14 protein-coding genes are annotated in these 19594 nt (G+C 42.1%); 11 read left to right on the plus strand and 3 right to left on the minus strand.

Annotated features, from left to right (window positions below):
- Window positions 1-204 precede the first annotated feature (204 nt).
- The 8 genes from JJN14_RS04835 (at window position 205) to JJN14_RS04870 (ending at window position 8644) form a co-directional block, all read left to right on the plus strand.
- Window positions 205-1665, plus strand: a complete 1461-nt coding sequence (locus JJN14_RS04835; RefSeq protein ID WP_201059090.1) for an aminotransferase class I/II-fold pyridoxal phosphate-dependent enzyme — start codon at window positions 205-207, stop codon at window positions 1663-1665.
- Window positions 1666-2526, plus strand: coding sequence for a polyamine aminopropyltransferase (gene speE, locus JJN14_RS04840; RefSeq protein WP_201059091.1), 861 nt, complete (start codon window positions 1666-1668; stop codon window positions 2524-2526). It begins immediately after the preceding gene.
- On the plus strand, window positions 2523-3782 hold the full coding sequence (locus JJN14_RS04845; RefSeq protein ID WP_201059092.1) for a saccharopine dehydrogenase family protein: 1260 nt from the start codon (window positions 2523-2525) through the stop codon (window positions 3780-3782). Before speE ends, JJN14_RS04845 begins: the two co-directional genes overlap by 4 nt.
- Complete coding sequence (gene nspC / locus JJN14_RS04850; protein WP_201059093.1) at window positions 3782-4909, plus strand: carboxynorspermidine decarboxylase; 1128 nt, start codon at window positions 3782-3784, stop codon at window positions 4907-4909. Before JJN14_RS04845 ends, nspC begins: the two co-directional genes overlap by 1 nt.
- Window positions 4906-5991, plus strand: coding sequence for an agmatine deiminase (aguA, locus tag JJN14_RS04855; protein WP_201059094.1), 1086 nt, complete (start codon window positions 4906-4908; stop codon window positions 5989-5991). The genes nspC and aguA overlap by 4 nt, the downstream gene beginning before the upstream one ends.
- A gap of 9 nt (window positions 5992-6000) precedes the next feature.
- Entirely contained in the window at window positions 6001-6876 is an 876-nt protein-coding gene (aguB, locus tag JJN14_RS04860) for an N-carbamoylputrescine amidase (protein WP_201059095.1), read from the plus strand.
- Window positions 6877-7067: 191 nt separating this feature from the next.
- A complete protein-coding gene (locus JJN14_RS04865; protein ID WP_201059096.1) occupies window positions 7068-7769 on the plus strand; it encodes a response regulator transcription factor in 702 nt (233 codons plus the stop codon).
- Window positions 7766-8644: a sensor histidine kinase gene (locus JJN14_RS04870; protein WP_201059097.1), complete on the plus strand. Its 879-nt coding sequence runs from the start codon at window positions 7766-7768 to the stop codon at window positions 8642-8644. Before JJN14_RS04865 ends, JJN14_RS04870 begins: the two co-directional genes overlap by 4 nt.
- 39 nt (window positions 8645-8683) lie before the next feature.
- On the opposite strand, the gene JJN14_RS04875 is transcribed toward JJN14_RS04870, so the two are convergent.
- The 3 genes from JJN14_RS04875 to JJN14_RS04885 all read right to left on the minus strand — a co-directional run bounded on the left by JJN14_RS04875 (window position 8684) and on the right by JJN14_RS04885 (window position 11306).
- Window positions 8684-9436 carry an ABC transporter permease gene (locus JJN14_RS04875; protein WP_201059098.1) on the minus strand — a complete coding sequence of 251 codons (753 nt, stop codon included), beginning with the start codon at window positions 9434-9436 and terminating at the stop codon, window positions 8684-8686.
- Window positions 9437-9446: 10 nt separating this feature from the next.
- On the minus strand, window positions 9447-10355 hold the full coding sequence (locus JJN14_RS04880; protein WP_201059099.1) for an ATP-binding cassette domain-containing protein: 909 nt from the start codon (window positions 10353-10355) through the stop codon (window positions 9447-9449).
- 141 nt (window positions 10356-10496) lie between these two features.
- Complete coding sequence (locus JJN14_RS04885) at window positions 10497-11306, minus strand: Cof-type HAD-IIB family hydrolase (RefSeq protein ID WP_201059100.1); 810 nt, start codon at window positions 11304-11306, stop codon at window positions 10497-10499.
- Between the two features lie 116 nt (window positions 11307-11422).
- Here JJN14_RS04885 and rexB point away from each other — a divergent pair, with 116 nt between their 5' ends.
- Genes rexB through JJN14_RS04900 form a run of 3 tightly spaced genes read left to right on the plus strand, consistent with a single transcriptional unit; the run spans window position 11423 to window position 19542 of the window.
- On the plus strand, window positions 11423-14698 hold the full coding sequence (rexB, locus tag JJN14_RS04890; protein WP_201059101.1) for an ATP-dependent nuclease subunit B: 3276 nt from the start codon (window positions 11423-11425) through the stop codon (window positions 14696-14698).
- Window positions 14695-18345, plus strand: coding sequence for a helicase-exonuclease AddAB subunit AddA (gene addA / locus JJN14_RS04895; RefSeq protein ID WP_201059102.1), 3651 nt, complete (start codon window positions 14695-14697; stop codon window positions 18343-18345). Before rexB ends, addA begins: the two co-directional genes overlap by 4 nt.
- Window positions 18346-18363: 18 nt before the next feature.
- Window positions 18364-19542, plus strand: coding sequence for a hypothetical protein (locus JJN14_RS04900; protein ID WP_201059103.1), 1179 nt, complete (start codon window positions 18364-18366; stop codon window positions 19540-19542).
- Window positions 19543-19594: the final 52 nt, after the last annotated feature.

Consider the following 19594-nt stretch of genomic DNA (forward strand, 5'->3'; position numbering starts at 1 on the left):
ACGTCATCTTGTGAAACGATCAATAAAGTACGTAATATTTGCTACTAGAGAGTTAGGAAACATCAGGAACAGACATACTCAACAGAAACAAACATAAAAACGTCGGAAGATTGCAGAGCAGGTGAAAACCTGCTCTTTTTTCATGAGTCAACCTTTAGTTCCTTAGTTTTCATAAGGTTCTAAAAATATGGAAAGGAGTATGTCTTGAAAGAGTTAGATCAAAACCAAGCCCCAATTTATGAGGCCTTGGTGAAGTTACGCAAGAAAAGAATTGTTCCCTTTGATGTACCAGGTCACAAACGCGGACGAGGAAATCCAGAACTTGTCGAACTGTTAGGTGAAAAATGCGTTGGCATTGATGTTAATTCGATGAAACCCTTGGATAATCTTGGTCACCCCATTTCGATTATTAGAGATGCCGAGAAACTGGCTGCGGATGCTTTTGGAGCAGCCCATGCCTTTCTCATGATTGGTGGAACAACCTCATCGGTGCAGACTATGATTCTGTCAACCTGCAAGGCAGGAGATAAGATTATTTTACCACGAAATGTCCATAAATCTGCTATCAATGCGCTGGTTCTATGTGGTGCTATTCCCATCTATATAGAGATGAGTGTAAATCCTAAGATTGGTATCGCTTTAGGTCTTGAAAATGACCGAGTAGCACAGGCAATAAAGGACCATCCAGATGCCAAGGCCATTTTGATTAACAATCCTACTTACTACGGAATCTGTTCAGACCTTAAAGGTTTAACGGAAATGGCTCATGAAGCTGGCATGATGGTTTTAGTAGATGAGGCCCACGGAGCACACTTACATTTTACTGATAAACTTCCAATTTCTGCTATGGATGCAGGTGCTGATATGGCAGCAGTTTCCATGCATAAGTCTGGTGGGAGTTTGACTCAAAGCTCGCTTCTTTTAATCGGGGAGCAGATGAATCCTGAATACGTACGTCAGATTATCAATCTTACCCAGTCAACATCCGCCTCTTACTTGTTGATGGCTAGTTTAGATATTTCGCGTCGCAATTTGGCTCTTCGTGGTAAAGAGTCGTTTGAGAAGGTCATTGAGCTATCCGAGTATGCTCGTCGTGAAATCAATGCCATAGGTGACTACTATGCCTACTCAAAAGAGTTAATAGACGGTGTTTCGGTTTGTGATTTTGATGTGACCAAGCTGTCAGTTTACACTCAGGGTATTGGCTTAACAGGTATCGAGGTTTATGACCTCCTACGAGACGAATACGACATTCAGATTGAGTTTGGTGATATTGGCAATATCTTGGCCTATATTTCGATTGGTGATCGTATCCAAGACATCGAGCGCTTAGTCGGTGCTTTGGCTGATATCAAGAGACTTTATTCACGAGATGGGAAGGACTTGATAGCTGGAGAATATATTCAGCCCGAGTTAGTGCTGTCTCCACAAGAAGCCTTCTATTCAGAGAGAAAAAGTTTGTCTTTAGACGAATCTGTTGGACAGGTCTGTGGAGAATTTGTCATGTGCTATCCTCCAGGGATTCCTATCTTGGCTCCTGGTGAACGCATTACACGTGAAATTGTAGACTATATCCAATTTGCCAAGGAACGTGGTTGCTCCCTCCAAGGGACGGAAGATCCTGAGGTCAATCACATCAACGTCATTAAGAGAAAGGAGAACTAGATGGATTTATGGTTTTCTGAAGTTCATACTCCAGATGTCAAATTGTCCCTGAGAACAGCCAAGCAACTCTACGCTGGTAAAAGTGAATGGCAGGATATCGAAGTCTTGGATACACCAGCTTTTGGAAAGATTTTGATTTTAAATGGGCACGTCTTGTTCTCAGATGCGGATGATTTTGTCTACAATGAAATGACCGTCCACGTTCCCATGGCTGTCCACCCAAATCCCAAGAAAGTCTTGGTTATTGGGGGTGGTGACGGTGGTGTTGCCCAAGTATTAACACTCTATCCTGAACTGGAGCAAATCGATATTGTGGAACCAGATGAGATGTTGGTTGAGGTCTGTCGTGAGTATTTCCCAGATTTTGCCGCAGGGCTAGACGATCCTCGTGTTACCATTTACTACCAAAATGGGCTACGCTTTTTGCGAAACTGTGAAGATGACTATGATATTATCATCAACGATGCGACAGATCCCTTTGGCCATACGGAAGGGTTATTTACCAAGGAATTTTACGGTAATAGCTATCGAGCTCTTAAAGATGACGGCATCATGATTTACCAGCATGGTAGTCCCTTCTTTGACGAGGATGAGTCGGCTTGCCGAAGCATGCACCGCAAGGTCAATCAAGCCTTTCCAATTAGTCGGGTTTATCAGGCCCATATACCAACCAGCCCAGCTGGCTATTGGTTGTTTGGATTTGCATCGAAAAAATACCACCCTGTCAAAGATTTTGACAAGGAAGGCTGGAAAAAACGCCAGCTTTTCACAGAATACTACACTGCAAACTTACACGTGGGAGCTTTTATGTTACCCAAGTATGTAGAAGACATTTTAGAAGAAGAGGAAGGAAAAAAATGAGTCGTTTATTAGTTATTGGATGTGGGGGCGTTGCCCAAGTTGCTATTTCAAAGATTTGTCAAGATAGCGAAACATTTACAGAAATTATGATCGCTAGCCGTACCAAATCAAAATGTGATGACTTGAAGGCTAAACTGGAAGGCAAAACAAGTACAAAGATTGAGACAGCTGCTCTTGATGCTGACAAGGTAGAAGAAGTGATTGCCCTGATTGAAAGCTATAAGCCAGAAGCTGTTTTGAACGTAGCTTTACCATATCAAGATTTAACAATTATGGACGCTTGTTTGGCGACAGGTGTTCACTATATTGATACAGCCAACTACGAAGTAGAAGACACAGAAGACCCTGAGTGGCGTGCTATCTATGAGAAACGTTGTAAGGAACTTGGTTTTACTGCCTACTTTGACTACTCATGGCAATGGGCTTATCAGGAGAAATTCAAAGAGGCAGGCTTAACCGCTCTACTTGGTTCTGGTTTTGACCCAGGTGTGACTAGTGTCTTTTCAGCCTATGCCCTCAAACACTACTTTGATGAAATCCATTATATCGACATTTTAGACTGTAATGGTGGTGACCACGGTTATCCATTTGCAACTAACTTTAACCCAGAAATCAATCTCCGTGAGGTTTCAGCACCAGGTTCTTACTGGGAAGATGGAAAATGGGTCGAAGTGGAAGCTATGTCTATCAAGCGCGAGTACGATTTCCCTCAAGTTGGACAAAAAGACATGTATCTCCTTCACCACGAAGAAATCGAATCATTGGCCAAAAATATTCCAGGTGTCAAACGGATTCGTTTCTTTATGACTTTTGGTCAATCTTACTTGACGCACATGAAATGTCTTGAAAATGTTGGACTCCTTCGTACGGATACTATTGATTTCAATGGTCAAGACATCGTTCCAATTCAATTCTTAAAAGCCTTACTTCCAGATCCTGCTAGCCTTGGCCCACGTACTGTAGGTAAAACCAATATCGGCTGTATCTTTACAGGTGTAAAAGATGGCGTTGAAAAGACCATCTATATCTATAATGTTTGCGACCATCAGGAATGTTACGCAGAGGTTGGTTCACAAGCAATTTCATATACAACAGGTGTTCCAGCCATGATTGGGACAAAATTAGTTATGAACGGTACTTGGAAACAAGCTGGAGTGTATAACCTTGAAGAGTTGGATCCAGATCCATTCATGGAAGCTTTGAATGAGTATGGTTTGCCATGGGTTGTGGTTGAAAATCCGCAAATGGTGGACTAATGAAGTTAGAACAAGTACCAACGCCAGCCTATGTCATTGACTTGGCCAAGTTAGAAGCTAATTGCCGCATTCTACAATATGTTCAAGAAGAAGCTGGTTGCAAGGTTTTACTTGCCCAGAAGGCATACTCCCTCTACAAAACCTATCCCTTGATTAGCAAGTATCTATCTGGTACGACAGCCAGTGGACTCTATGAAACTAAGCTAGCTAGAGAAGAATTTCCAGGAGAAGTCCATGTATTTGCGCCTGCTTTCAAGGATGCAGACTTGGAGGAATTGCTGGAGATAACGGACCATATCGTCTTTAACTCAGAGAGACAGTTGCGTAAACACGGGCCTCGTTGTCGAGAGGCTGGTGTCAGTGTTGGTTTGCGCCTCAACCCTCTGTGTTCAACTCAAGGAGATCATGCGCTCTATGATCCTTGTGCACCTGGCTCCCGTTTTGGAGTTACCCTAGACAAGATACCGAGTGATTTACTAGATCTAGTTGATGGACTTCATTTTCATACTCTTTGCGAGCAAGGCTCGGATGATTTAGAGACAACTTTGAAAGCTGTAGAAGCGCAGTTCGGTTCTTACTTACATGAGGTCAAATGGCTCAATATGGGGGGCGGACACCACATCACAAGAGAAGGTTACGATGTGAATTTGCTGATTTCAGAAATCAAGCGTATCCGAGAAACTTACAATCTTGAAGTCTATATCGAGCCGGGTGAAGCCATTGCGCTCAATGCTGGTTATCTAGCGACTGAAGTATTGGATATTGTCGAAAACGGTATGGAAATCTTGGTTTTAGACGCCTCTGCGACCTGCCATATGCCTGATGTACTTGAGATGCCCTATCGTCCACCTTTGATAAATGGCTTTGAGGCACAGGAAAAAGCCCATACCTATAGACTTTCTTCCAATACTTGTCTGACGGGCGATGTGATTGGTGATTATAGCTTTGAAAATCCAGTCCAAATCGGTGATAGACTTTATTTTGAAGACATGGCTATTTACTCATTTGTTAAAAATAACACCTTTAATGGTATTGGATTGCCAAGTCTCTATCTCATGGACGATCAGGGTGACTGTAGCTTAGTCAAAGCCTTCGGCTATCAAGATTTTAAAGGGAGATTATCATGATGGACAGTCCCAAAAAATTAGGCTATCGTATGCCAGCAGAGTACGAATCACATCATGGTACCCTCATGATATGGCCGACTCGACCAGGTTCATGGCCTTTTCAAGGAAAAGCTGCTAAAGCAGCTTTTAGCCAGATTATCAAAACCATAGCAGAAGGGGAAAGAGTCTATCTTTTGGTGGAGCAAGACTATCTATCTGAAGCCCAAGACTACCTTGGAGATAGCGTTATTTATCTAGACATTCCCACCAATGATGCCTGGGCCCGTGATACAGGTCCGACTATTCTTCTTAATGATAAAAGGGAAAAGTTGGCAGTAGACTGGTCTTTCAATGCTTGGGGTGGTGCTGTTGATGGTCTCTACCAAGACTATGAAGATGATGACCAAGTAGCCAGTCGTTTTGCTGAGGCCTTGGAAATGCCTGTCTATGATGCCAAACCTTTTGTTCTGGAAGGTGGCGCGATACACAGCGATGGTCAAGGAACCATTCTCGTGACTGAAAGTTGTTTGCTCAGTCCTGGTCGAAATCCTCACCTGAATAAAGAAGAGATTGAAAAGGTCTTACTAGAGAGCCTTGGTGCCAAAAAAATCATTTGGTTGCCTTACGGTATTTATCAAGACGAGACAAATGAACACATTGATAATGTTGCTGCCTTTGTTGGTCCTGCAGAGATTGTTTTGGCTTGGACAGATGATCAAAACGATCCTCAGTATGCCATGTCAAAAGCAGATCTCGAACTCTTAGAACAAGAGACAGATGCAAAAGGTCGTCACTTCACCATTCATAAACTTCCAATTCCAGCGCTTCATCAAGTTGTAACCAAAGAGGATTTGCCAGGCTACATCTATGAAGAAGGAGAAGAAGAGCGATACGCAGGTGAACGACTAGCAGCTTCCTACGTAAACTTTTATATCGCCAATAAGGCTGTCCTTGTTCCCCAGTTTCAAGATGTCAATGACCAAGTAGCCTTAGATATTCTCAGTAAGTGTTTCCCAGACCGTAAAGTTGTCGGAATTCCAGCCAGAGATATTCTTTTAGGTGGTGGCAATATCCACTGTATCACCCAACAAATCCCAGAATAGGAGAAAAAGATGAGAAATGTAAGAGTTGCAGCCATTCAGATGCAATGTGCCAAGGATGTGGCAACAAATATCCAAACCGCAGAGCGTTTAGTACGTCAGGCTGCAGAACAAGGCGCGCAAATCATTCTCTTACCCGAGTTGTTTGAACGTCCCTATTTCTGTCAGGAACGCCAGTATGACTACTACCAGCATGCCCAGTCGGTGACAGACAATACAGCTATTCAACATTTTAAAACCATTGCCAAGGAGCTAAAGGTCGTTTTACCAATCAGTTTCTATGAAAAAGATGGCAATGTCTTGTATAACTCTATTGCCGTTATTGATGCTGATGGGGAAGTGCTGGGCGTCTACCGAAAGACCCACATACCAGATGATCATTATTATCAAGAAAAATTCTATTTCACGCCTGGCAACACAGGTTTCAAGGTCTGGGATACTCGCTATGCCAAGATTGGGATCGGTATCTGTTGGGATCAATGGTTCCCTGAAACGGCCCGATGTCTTGCGTTAAATGGTGCTGAATTGCTCTTTTATCCTACAGCTATCGGTTCAGAGCCAATTTTGGATACGGATAGTTGTGGTCACTGGCAACGTACCATGCAAGGACACGCAGCAGCAAATATTGTTCCAGTTATTGCTGCCAATCGCTATGGTTTAGAAGAAATCACTCCTAGTGAGGAAAATGGTGGACAAAGTTCCAGTCTTGACTTCTACGGTTCATCCTTTATGACGGATGAAACAGGAGCTATTCTAGAGCAAGCTGAAAGACAAGAAGAAGCTGTTCTGTTAGCTACTTATGACCTAGACAAGGGAGCAAGCGAGCGCCTAAACTGGGGCTTGTTTCGAGATAGAAGACCCGAAATGTATCGACGTATTACGGACTAGTAGGAGAGAAATGAGAGATTCATTCTGCTAGATTAACTTCTTATTTGCAACTATAAGGATACTATGTTGTCTAGTAAGTGGATTTTATATTTTAACCCTCTAAGGCTTTCTCGCGCTTTTATGTGAGGAGCTTTTCTGTTTAAGCTTTATCAATAAAACATGCTATAATAGTTGCAGAAAGGTTGGTATTTATGGCTAGGATATTGGTTATTGAAGACAATAGTGACATTCAAGAGATTTTGCGAACACTTCTTACTGAGGAGCATGAGGTGATTCAAGCCTTTTCAGGAACTGAAGGAATCATGCGTTTTGACCAAGGTGGGATTGAACTCGTTTTACTAGATATCATGCTTCCTGGGAAAAATGGGGATCAGGTTTTAAAAGCCATCAGGGAACAAAGTCAAATTCCAGTCATTATGCTAACGGCTTTGAGCGATAAGAAGTTAATCAGTCAATACCTCTTAGACGGTGCAAATGATTACATAGTCAAGCCTTTTGATTTGGACGAAGTCTTTGCCAGAGTTACTGTTCAACTACGCCAAAGTGCAGAAAAACAGCCTGTGGAAATAGTAATAACTGAAAATATGCCACAAAACTTGAAAAATATCCAGTTTGATGCAGAAAGTTTTGAAATCAAAAAAAGTCAGGAAACCATTCGCCTTGCCAAGAAAGAATGCTTGATTCTCCAAACTCTCCTTAAACACCCTAAGAAAATTTTCACCAAGGAAGAACTTTATGAATTGGTCTGGGAGGATAGCTACCTACCTGGAGATAATACTCTCAATACGCATTTGAGTAATCTTCGTAAAAAATTAAACCAGCTTGACCCAAATCAAGAATATATTGAAACCATCTGGGGAGTTGGGGTAAGATTAAAAGGAGACAAGCAATGACCTACATGATAATCTTTATCCTACTGGTACTCCTAATTATTTTATCGGTTGCATTGATTCGCTATCATCTAGCACTTAAAAACTTGAGTCAACAGATTGAAGATAAAATTCTCACGGGTAGTATGAAAAGAGTCGGAGTCAGCATTTTTTCCAAACATTTTTTACATCTCTACCAGCAGATTGAGAATCTATTTCAGGAAGTAGAGCAATCTCGACTGGTGATGAAAAGGGAAAAGCAGACTCTGGATATGGCCATCAGCAATATCGCCCATGATATTCGGACGCCTCTGACTATCGCTTCAGGCTACACCCAACAATTGATAAAGTCTCCTGAAAACAAAGGAGAAACCTTACAAAAAGTAGCCCAGCATCTTGATTTAGTTTCCAAACGTTTGGAGGCTCTCCTAGAATACCGTCGTTTGATGGAAGGAGCTGTCAAACCGAAACTGGAAGAAGTAGATCTATCAACTTTTATCACCAAAAAGACTTTGGCTTATTATGATGTTTTTCAGGCGGCAAATATCACACTTGATTTTAAGGTTGAAGCTGGTCTGAAAATGATGACTGATGAAGACTTACTGGATCGAATTTTACAAAATCTGCTTGGAAATATCCTCAAACATGGCAAGGAAGAAGCGCGTCTATCTTTGCGAAAGGAAAGGGAACAGCTTGTCTTAGAGATTGCAAACCTTGTTAAACAGCCCATCAAAAAAATAGAAAATCTTAGCAATCGTTTTTATTCTGAAAATCTATCAGACACGGAAGAATCCTCTGGTTTAGGCCTTTATATCACTGAGGAATTATGTCATCTTCTCGGTACAGAGATGAAACTAAGCACAGATGGCCAGTGGTTGTCGGTTTTCATTTATTTTTAACGAAATAAACCTCCTCTGTAGGCTAGAGGAGGTCATTTTTTATAAACTTTTCTTTTTGAAAACTGCCAGTCCACTTAGATTAAAGATTACAATAACAGCTAAGGTAACTATAAGTGTATAGAAAATGGATTCACTATTAGCAGTCATAGCATAGAAAAACTGCAATGATAAATATGGCAAAATTTTGATATTTGGAAAAATGATCATTGGCATAGAAAGTGAGATAGAGCTGACCAAATAACCAATAAATACCGCAAGATAAGAATGACTAACATAGAGGATGAAGGAAACAATGGAAAGCCAAGCAAGGAGGCAAAGAAATTGAAGGAAAATGGTTACCAGTAGATTGCCAATAAAGCCATCAGGCATAGTTCCAAATCCATTTAAGATAGTTGCTGGAATAAAGGCAATCACAAGGCTGATGATGACTTGTAAAAGTGCAATACAAGCCAATACAAAGGCTTTCGCTAGAAAAAACTCGGTACGAGAGACACCCACTGTTAAATTATTTTTATAGAGTTTGCCGATTAAATCAACTCCAAGAACGAGGCAGGCTAGGATGATGCAGAGAAAAACGAGGTTTGAACCTTGACTAGATGCGTTGATCAGGGCTTGTACACCGTCCCAACCATGGGTTGGAATGTCTGGCTCTTCTGTCTGGATTGCCATTAGATGGCCAGTAGCTCCAAAAATAGCCCCCATTAACATGAGTACAAAGAGAATGAACTCTGTAATCCAGAATCCTTTGGAACGGAAAAGACGGTAAAAGTCTGCTTGAATGGTATGTATCATGATTTTCCTCCTATTGGACCAATTGAGTGAAGTATTCTTCTAGGTTTTGACGGGCATAGTAAATCTCGTCAATGGCAACATCTGCCAAGGTTAATTCCTTGAGAATCTGTTTGACATCTTGTTCCTGACCAAAGATGTGGATTTCGTTTTCAGGATTGACAACCTTGAACTGGAGCTGGATTTGTTCTTTCAATACTTGACAAGCTTTCTCTTGGTCGGCTGTCTTAAGCACAATATAATCCTCACTTAGTGTTTCAAATTCAGCTTTGCTGATTTCACGGATAATCTTGCCTTGATCTAAAATACCAAAACGATTAGCTACGAGGTAGAGTTCTGACAAGATATGGCTAGAGATGAGAATGGTTATCCCTTGTTCTTGATTGAGCCGTTGAATCATCAGACGAAATTCTTTGATACCGATTGGGTCGAGACCATTGATAGGTTCATCTAAGATTAGGAAGTCTGGTTTAGATAGGAGGGCAATGGCGATACCAAGTCTTTGTTTCATTCCTAGCGAGAAATCACGAAAGACTTTCTTACCTGTATCTGGCAAACCTACATAGTCCAGCGTTTCTCGAATGACTTGATCAGCATTTGGAATATGACGAATCATACAGTAATATTTCAGATTTTGATAGGCTGTTAAGTGATTATGAGCTACGGGTGATTCAATCACTGAACCTACTCGAGATAGAGCCTTGGTCCACTCATTTTCCGATTGACTAGAAAAGAGGGAAACAGTTCCTTTATCCGCAAACAGCAGTTGCGTAATAATTTTGATTAAGGTGGTTTTCCCAGCTCCGTTCTTCCCAATAAGTCCATAAATATCTCCCTCTCTTATCGTTAGATGAAGATCCTGAAGAATAGCTTGTTTGTCGAAGTTTTTGGACAATCCATGAATGTCAAGTACTGTTTTCATGATTCTCTCCTTTTGATTTATTTTGTTAACTTTAGTATAAAGCATAGAAATCAAAGAAAGCTCAAGGATTTCTAAAGAGTTTCTAAAGTTTTAGGAATTCTTAAATATCAAAACCCAGTTGACACGAACTGGGCTTCTTAATTATAAAATATATTTCTCAATGGCACGCGCAACACCGTCTTCTTCGTTGCTTGCTGTAACGGCATCCGCAAGGGATTTGACATAATCGCTGGCATTTCCCATTGCAATGCCAAGTCCTGCAAACTGGAGCATTTCAATATCGTTATTAGCATCGCCCATGGCCATGATTTCTGAGGAATCAATCTTCAAAATATCTGCTAGTCGAGAAAGAGCAGTAGCCTTTGTCGTACCAAGTGGCATGGCTTCATAAATGACTGGTTGCGAACGAACTCCACTAAATCGTTGACAGAGTTCCCCAGCAAAACGCTTCTCAAAATCGTCCGTTTGGCTCTCTGTCCCCAAAAACATCCCTTGGAACATGCGATACTTGCCACTGGTAGCTTCCTCTAGTGAAATTTCAGTCAGGTCTGAAAAGACCAGCTTGGCATCATTTTGAACAATTTCATTAGGCTTACCACCGAGGACAAAATAATGCTCCTCATCAAAAAGAGTCAACTGAACATCACTTTTTTCAGCTAGGTCATAGAGGTATTCGATGTCTGCTGGACTAAGTTCTTGCCAGTCAACTAGTCCCCAGTCACTTGTCTGGTGAGTTGAACAACCGTTGTTAACAATCACATACTCATTCTGGAGGTCAAGCCCCAGTTTTTTGTAGTAGGGGAGGACGCCGAAAAGGGGACGACCTGTACAGAGAACCAGTTTGACACCTTTTTCAATGGCTTGGTGAATAGCAGTAATGTGGGCTTGTGGGATTTCCTTGGCTTCATTGAGGAGGGTTCCGTCCATATCCAAGACTAGTAGTTTAATCATAAGACTTCCTTCTTTATCTTTTGTTATTATTATAGCATATTTTGGAGGAGAGGAGGAGGAATCTTCGGGCTAATCATGGTATAATAAAAGGTAATGAAAATTGCAACGAGGCAGAGATGAAATTACTTTATACTGATATTCGGACTTCTTTGACAGAAATTCTAACCAGGGAGGCGGAAGAGCTAGTTGCTGTGGGCAAGCGGGTCTTCTATATCGCCCCTAACTCTCTTTCTTTTGAAAAGGAACGCGCCGTGCTGGAATGCTTGTCCCAGCAGGCTTCTTTTGAGATTACTGTCACGCGCTTTGCGCAGATGGCTCGTTACCTGATTTTGAATGATTTGCCTGCAAAGACCAGTCTTGATGACATCGGTCTTGGGATGGCTTTTTATAAATGTCTTGTCGAACTTGATCCCAAGGACTTACGTGTTTATGGAGCTATCAAGCAGGAGCCTCAATTTATCCAGCAGTTGATTGATCTTTATCACGAGATGACGACTGCTCAAATGAGTTTTTTGGATTTGGAGAGTTTGACGGATGAGGACAAGAGGGCCGATTTACTCTTGATTTTTGAGAAAGTAACGGCATATCTCAATCAAGGCCTGTTAGCTCAGGGAAGCCAGTTGTCCCATTTGATTGAGGCTATTGAGAATGACAAAGTAAGTAGTGATTTTAGTCAAATCGCCTTGGTCATTGATGGATTTACCCGTTTTTCTGCTGAGGAAGAGCGGATTGTGGACCTACTTCATGGCAAGGGTGTTGAGATTGTCATTGGAGCCTATGCTAGTAAGAAAGCCTATACCAGTCCATTCGCTGAAGGCAATCTCTATCAAGCCAGTGTGGAGTTTCTCCATCATTTAGCTGCTAAATACCAAACACCTGCTCAAGACCGTTCTCAGACTCATGAGAAAACGGATAGTTTTGACAAGGCCTCTCGTTTGCTAGAGTCTTCTTATGACTTTACAGAGCTCACTTTGGATGTCGATGAGAAAGACCGTGAAAACTTACAAATCTGGTCTTGTTTGACACAAAAGGAGGAGTTGGAGCTAGTAGCCCGTAGCATTCGTCAGAAATTACATGAGAACTCAGACCTGAGTTACAAGCATTTTCGTATTCTATTGGGGGATGTAGCTTCTTATCAATTATCGCTGAAAACCATTTTTGACCAGTATCAGATTCCTTTCTATCTTGGTAGAAGCGAATTCATGGCGCATCATCCCTTGACACAGTTTGTCGAGTCTATCTTGGCTTTAAAACGCTACCGTTTTCGTCAGGAGGATTTGATTAACCTTCTCAGAACAGGTTTGTATACCGACCTTAGACAAGCTGATATTGATGCTTTTGAACAATATATCCGCTATCTTGGTATCAATTGCTTGCCAGCCTTTCAGCAAACCTTTACCAAATCCCACCATGGAAAATTTAATCTGGAACGTTTAAATGCTCTTCGTCTGCGTATTTTAACACCTCTTGAAACCCTCTTTGCCAGTCGAAAACAAAAGGCTGAAAATCTCCTACAAAAATGGAATAGCTTTCTAAAAGAAGGAGCTGTTACCAAGCAACTGCAAGATTTGACAGCTACTATGGAAGCTCTTGAACAGGAAAGACAGGCCGAAGTTTGGAAGGCATTCTGTCATGTTTTAGAACAATTTGCGACCGTTTTTGCTGGTTCACAGGTTAGTCTGGAGGATTTCTTGGCCTTGCTCCATTCTGGAATGAGTTTGTCCCAATACCGTACCATTCCAGCGACAGTGGACACTGTTCTGGTGCAGAGTTACGATTTGATTGCACCACTGACTGCTGACTTTGTCTATGCCATTGGGCTGACTCAGGACAATTTACCAAAAATTGCGCAAAACACCAGTCTTTTGACAGACGAAGAAAGACAGAGCCTAAACCAAGCGACAGAAGATGGGGCGCAATTGCTGATTGCCAGCAGTGAAAACCTCAAGAAAAATCGCTATACTATGCTTTCCTTAGTCAATTCTGCCCGTAAGCAGCTGGTCTTGTCGGCTCCAAGCCTTTTTAATGAAAGTGAAAGCAAGGAGTCAGCCTATCTTCAAGAGCTGGTGAGTTTTGGATTTAGTCGAAGAGAGAAGAGGATGAATCACAAAGGGCTGTCTAAGGAAGACATGGGTTCATATCACAGTCTTTTGTCGAGTCTGGTTGCCTATCACCAGCAGGGCGAGACGAGTGATACTGAGCAAGATTTGACATTTATTAAGGTTCTGGCGCGTGTCATGGGTAAAAAACTAGACCAGCAAGGTCTGGAGAATCCAGCCCTCCCAACCAGTCCAAGCAGTAAGCAGTTGAGCAAGGATACCTTGCAGGCTCTCTATCCAGCTGAACAGGAATTTTACTTATCTACGTCCGGTTTGACCGAGTTTTACCGGAACCAATACAGTTATTTCCTCCGCTACGTGTTAGGCTTGCAGGATGAATTACGTTTGCGTCCGGATGCTCGCAGTCATGGAAATTTCTTGCACCGTATTTTTGAACGTGCCTTGCAGTTACCTGACGAAGATTCCTTTGACAAACGTCTAGAACAAGCTATCCAAGAAACCAGTCAAGAACGCGAATTTGAAGCTATATATCAAGAAAGTTTGGAAGCCCAGTTTACCAAGGAAGTCCTACTTGATGTAGCTCGGACGACTGGCCATATTCTCCGACACAATCCAGCCATCGAAACCATCAAAGAAGAAGCAAATTTTGGTGGAAAAGAGCAAGCCTTTATTCAATTGGACAATGGTCGCAGTGTCTTTGTACGAGGTAAGGTTGACCGAATTGACCGTTTGAAAGCTGATGGAGCGATAGGGGTAGTAGACTACAAGTCTAGTCTAACTCAGTTCCAATTTCCTCATTTCTTTAATGGGCTCAATTCCCAGTTGCCAACTTATCTAGCTGCCTTAAAGAGAGAAGGGGAGCAGAACTTTTTCGGCGCTATGTACTTGGAAATGGCTGAGCCTGTCCAATCTTTGATGGCCGTTAAAAGTCTGGCAGGTGCAGTAGTAGAAGCTAGCAAATCTATGAAATACCAAGGGCTATTTTTAGAAAAAGAAAGCAGTCATTTGGGTGAATTTTACAACAAAAACAAGGCTAATCAGCTGACAGATGAGGAATTCCAGCTCCTACTGGACTACAATGCCCATCTTTACAAGAAAGCAGCTGAGAAGATTTTAGCAGGCCAGTTCGCCATTAATCCTTATACCGAAAATGGCAGAAGTATTGCCCCATACGTCCAGCAACACCAAGCCATCACCGGATTTGAAGCCAATTATCACTTGGGTCAAGCCCGTTTCCTACAAAAGTTGGACTTGGCTGACGGTAAACGTCTGGTCGGAGAAAAACTCAAGCAAGCTTGGTTTGAAAAAATAAGAGAGGAGTTGAATCGATGAAGCCCATTCCCTTTTTAACTGAGGAGGAAATTCAAAAACTGCAAGAAGCAGAAGCGCATTCGAGTAAGGAACAGAAAAAAACTGCCGAACAAATCGAAGCCATCTACACTTCTGGTCAAAATATCCTTGTCTCAGCATCGGCTGGTTCTGGGAAGACTTTTGTCATGGCCGAGCGTATTCTGGATCAGTTAGCGCGTGGTGTCGAAATTTCTCAACTCTTTATCTCAACCTTTACCGTTAAGGCTGCCACAGAGCTTAAAGAACGTTTGGAGAAAAAAATAAGCCAACAAATCCAAGAAAGTAGCGATGTTGACCTCAAACAACACTTGGGTCGCCAGTTGGCAGACCTACCCAACGCTGCCATCGGAACCATGGATTCCTTCACACAAAAATTCCTTGGCAAACACGGTTATCTACTTGATATTGCGCCTAATTTCCGTATTTTACAAAACCAAAGCGAGCAACTTCTTCTAAAAAACGAAGTCTTTCATGAGGTCTTTGAAGCCCATTACCAAGGTAAACAGAAAGAGACCTTTAGTCATTTGCTGAAAAATTTTGCTGGACGTGGAAAAGATGAACGTGGTCTGCGCCAGCAAGTCTATAAAATTTATGACTTCCTCCAATCCACCAGCAACCCTCAAAAGTGGCTGAGTGAATCTTTCCTCAAAGGTTTTGAAGAGGCTGATTTTACCAGTGAAAAAGAAAAACTGACTGAGCAAATCCAGCAAGCCCTTTGGGATTTGGAAAGCTTTTTCCGTTATCATCTGGATAACGATGCCAAGGAGTTTGCAAAGGCTGCTTATTTAGAAAATGTTCAGTTGATTCTGGATGAAATTGGCTCCTTGAATCAAGAGTCCGATAATCAGGCTTATCAAGCAGTGCTTGCGCGTGTTGTAGCAATTTCGAAAGAGAAAAACGGCCGGGCCCTGACTAATGCTAGTCGTAAGTCTGATTTGAAGCCACTGGCCGATGCCTACAACGAAGAGAGAAAGGCCCAGTTTGCTAAACTAGGACAACTAGCAGACCAGATAACGATTCTCGACTATCAAGAACGTTATCATAAAGACACATGGGAACTAGCTAAAACCTTCCAAGCCTTCATGAGTGATTTTGTAGAATCTTATCGTCAGCGTAAACGTCAGGAAAATGCCTTTGAATTCACTGATATTAGCCATTATACCATTGAGATTTTAGAGAAATTCCCGCAAGTCCGTGAGGCTTATCAGGATCGCTTCCACGAAGTCATGGTCGATGAGTATCAGGATACCAATCACATTCAAGAACGGATGCTGGAATTGTTGTCTAATGGTCACAATCGCTTTATGGTGGGAGATATCAAGCAATCTATCTATCGTTTCCGTCAGGCAGATCCGCAGATTTTCAATGAGAAGTTCCAACGCTATGCGCAAAATCCAAAAGAGGGCAAGCTCATTCTCCTCAAAGAAAATTTCCGTAGTAGTTCAGAAGTGCTGTCAGCAACCAATGATGTCTTTGAACGTCTCATGGACCAAGAGGTCGGCGAAATCAACTATGATAACATGCACCAGCTTGTCTTTGCCAATACCAAACTGACTCCTAATACAGACAACAAGGCAGAATTTCTCCTCTATGACAAGGACGATACAGGTGAGGAAGAAGAAAGCCCAGCAGGAACGAAACTAACAGGCGAAATGCGCTTAGTCATCAAGGAGATTCTGAAACTCCATAAGGAACAAGGTGTTACCTTTAAAGAAATTGCCCTTTTGACCTCCAGCCGCAGTCGTAATGACCAGATTCTTCTCGCCCTGTCTGAGTACGGGATTCCTGTCAAAACTGACGGAGAGCAGAACAATTACCTACAATCTCTAGAAGTGCAAGTCATGCTAGACACCCTTCGTGTCATTCACAATCCTCTGCAAGACTATGCCTTGGTTGCCCTTATGAAGTCTCCTATGTTTGGCTTTGATGAGGACGAGTTAGCACGTTTGTCCCTTCAGAAAGCAGAGGATAAAGTCCACGAAAATCTCTATGAGAAACTAGTCAATGCACAAAAACTGGCAAGTAGTCAAAAAGGCTTGATTCATACAGAGTTAGCTGAAAAACTAAAGCAATTCATGGATATCTTGGCTTCTTGGCGTTTGTATGCCAAAACCCACTCCCTCTATGACCTGATTTGGAAGATTTATAACGACCGTTTTTACTACGATTATGTTGGGGCTTTGCCAAATTGGCCTGCTAGACAGGCCAATCTCTATGCCCTAGCACTGCGTGCTGATCAATTTGAAAAGAGCAATTTCAAGGGATTGTCTCGTTTTATTCGTATGATTGACCAAGTTTTAGAAGCCCAGCACGATCTTGCAAGCGTGGCTGTCGCACCGCCAAAAGATGCAGTAGAGCTCATGACCATCCACAAGAGTAAAGGACTGGAGTTTCCTTACGTCTTTATCCTCAATATGGATCAAGATTTCAACAAGCAAGACAGCATGTCAGAAGTCATTCTCAGTCGTAAAAATGGGCTTGGTGTCAAATATATTGCCAAAATGGAGACAGGAGCAGTCGGAAATCACTATCCTAAAACCATCAAACTCTCCATTCCGAGTCTGACCTATAGGCAGAACGAAGAGGAATTACAGCTAGCAAGCTATTCAGAGCAGATGCGTCTGCTGTATGTTGCCATGACGCGGGCTGAGAAAAAGCTCTATCTTGTCGGCAAGGGTTCGCGTGAAAAGCTGGAATCCAAGGAATACCCAGAAGCTAAAAATGGAAAACTAAACAGCAACACTAGACTTCAAGCCAAGAATTTCCAAGATTGGATTTGGACTATCAGTAAAGTATTTGCCAAGGATAATCTCAGTTTTAGCTATCGTTTTGTTGGTGAAGATCAGCTGACTAGAGAAGCTATTGGAGAGTTGGAAAACAAAAGTCCTCTCCAAGATAGCTCTCAAGCAGATAACCGTCAGTCAGAAACCATCAAAGAAGCCCTTGAAATGCTGAAAGAGGTGGAAGTTTACAATACTCTTCATCGCGCAGCCATTGAACTGCCTAGTGTTCAAACCCCAAGTCAAATCAAGAAATTCTACGAACCAGTTATGGATATGGAAGGTGTCGAGATTGCTGATCAAGGACAGTCAGTAGACAAGAAAATCAACTTTGATTTGCCAGATTTTTCAACTAAAGAAAAGGTAACAGGAGCTGAGATTGGTAGTGCTACCCACGAACTGATGCAGAGAATGGACCTCAGTCAGCGACCAACGCTTGCTAGCCTGACAGAAACTCTCAAACAAGTTCAAACCAGCCCAGCTGTCAAAGACAAGATTAATCTTTCGAAAATTCTTGCATTCTTTGACACAGCGCTCGGTCAGGAAATTCTCGCTAATACCGACCATCTTTATCGCGAGCAACCTTTCTCCATGCTCAAACGAGACCAAAAGAGTAAGGAAGACTTCGTTGTCCGTGGTATCCTTGATGGCTATCTGCTTTACGAGGACAGAATTGTTCTGTTCGACTACAAGACAGACCGCTACGATGAACCAAGTCAACTCATAGACCGCTATCGTGGTCAGTTAGCCCTATACGGAGAGGCTTTATCACGAGCCTATTCGATTGAAAATATTGAGAAATATTTGATTTTACTCGGTAAAGACGAGGTTCAAGTTGTAAAAGTATAAATTTAGAAAGGAGACATCATGACACTTCCAGTTAGAAAATCCCTGCACGATGCGGTTTTACAGGCTTCAAAATCTGATACTTGGGAACAAGCTACCAAGGAATGGAATGAAGTTTCCTTGATTTTTAACGGTATTGGCCGTAGCAATTGTGTCTGTGGGAATGCCATCAAATACGCCTACGAACTCTTTAACGGTGTCACAGGACAACGCCTCTTTCCCATCGGTAGCGACTGCGTCAGACATTTTCATCGATTAAGCCTTGACCAGCAACTAGAAGAGGAAGAAAAACTACTCAGAAAGGTTGAAAATCTGACCAGAAAAGCCCAGAAAAAGGAAAAAATCAAGGTTAACAAAAGTGACTTTGACGAGCGTCTTCTAAAGTGGCTCTGGGAAAAAGGTGTTTTTAAACCCAATCGTGGCAATCAATTTACACCTGAGAGAGACTATCAGCTCTTCCTAGAAGTCTTTCAAGGAGGAAGTTGGACCAAGGCAGAACCCAAGAAAAAGGCTCGGATGGAAGAAGTCCTTGAAAAGTGTATCAAACCCTTTTTACTTGGAAAACCAGATGACCAACTCTACCTTGTCAAGCTAGGCAAGGAGAAAATTGACTACGAACAAGCGCTCCGTATCCAGGCAGAGAAAGAGCGCAAGAAGAGGGATAAAATCGCCAAGCAATATGCAGACAATCTGGTTCTAGCCATGGGCCCAGCAGAACGTGCCTATCAAGATTACTTTGGCTTTACGGAGACCTTGACCCAAGAAGAACGCAAGTGGGAGAAAATACTTTTTGGTAAAAATCGAACAGAACGGGCTATCAAGGCCAAACAATACCAAAAAGAGCTGGAAAAAGACCAACGAATTGCCAGTCAGGATCCAATTGAGAGAAAGCAGAAGCAGACCTGGCTTCTCAATTCCTATTTTCGTGAGCTTCCTGAAGAAAAATCCCGCTTTGCTCGACTCTTATTAGAATATCGAAAAAGTGGAGAAGTGCCATTTTCAACTGAATATCTGTCAGATCATCTGCTCGACTTTTTCTATAAAATGAAAGCCTTTGAGTTTGAAATCGCACCAGAACAAATTCGAGATTTTCTAAAAGAAAGCCTCCAGGCAGAACATCTCTCCTCAGCACAGGAAAGCTGGATAGAAGGGATTCTAACAAATTGCATAGTCCCATTTTTATCTCGAATACTCATCTAAAACTAAATATATAAGACATAGAATTTTATACAAGGTTAATATATAAATTAAG

It is taken from the genome of Streptococcus mitis (assembly GCF_016658865.1).
GTDB lineage: Bacteria > Bacillota > Bacilli > Lactobacillales > Streptococcaceae > Streptococcus > Streptococcus mitis_BT.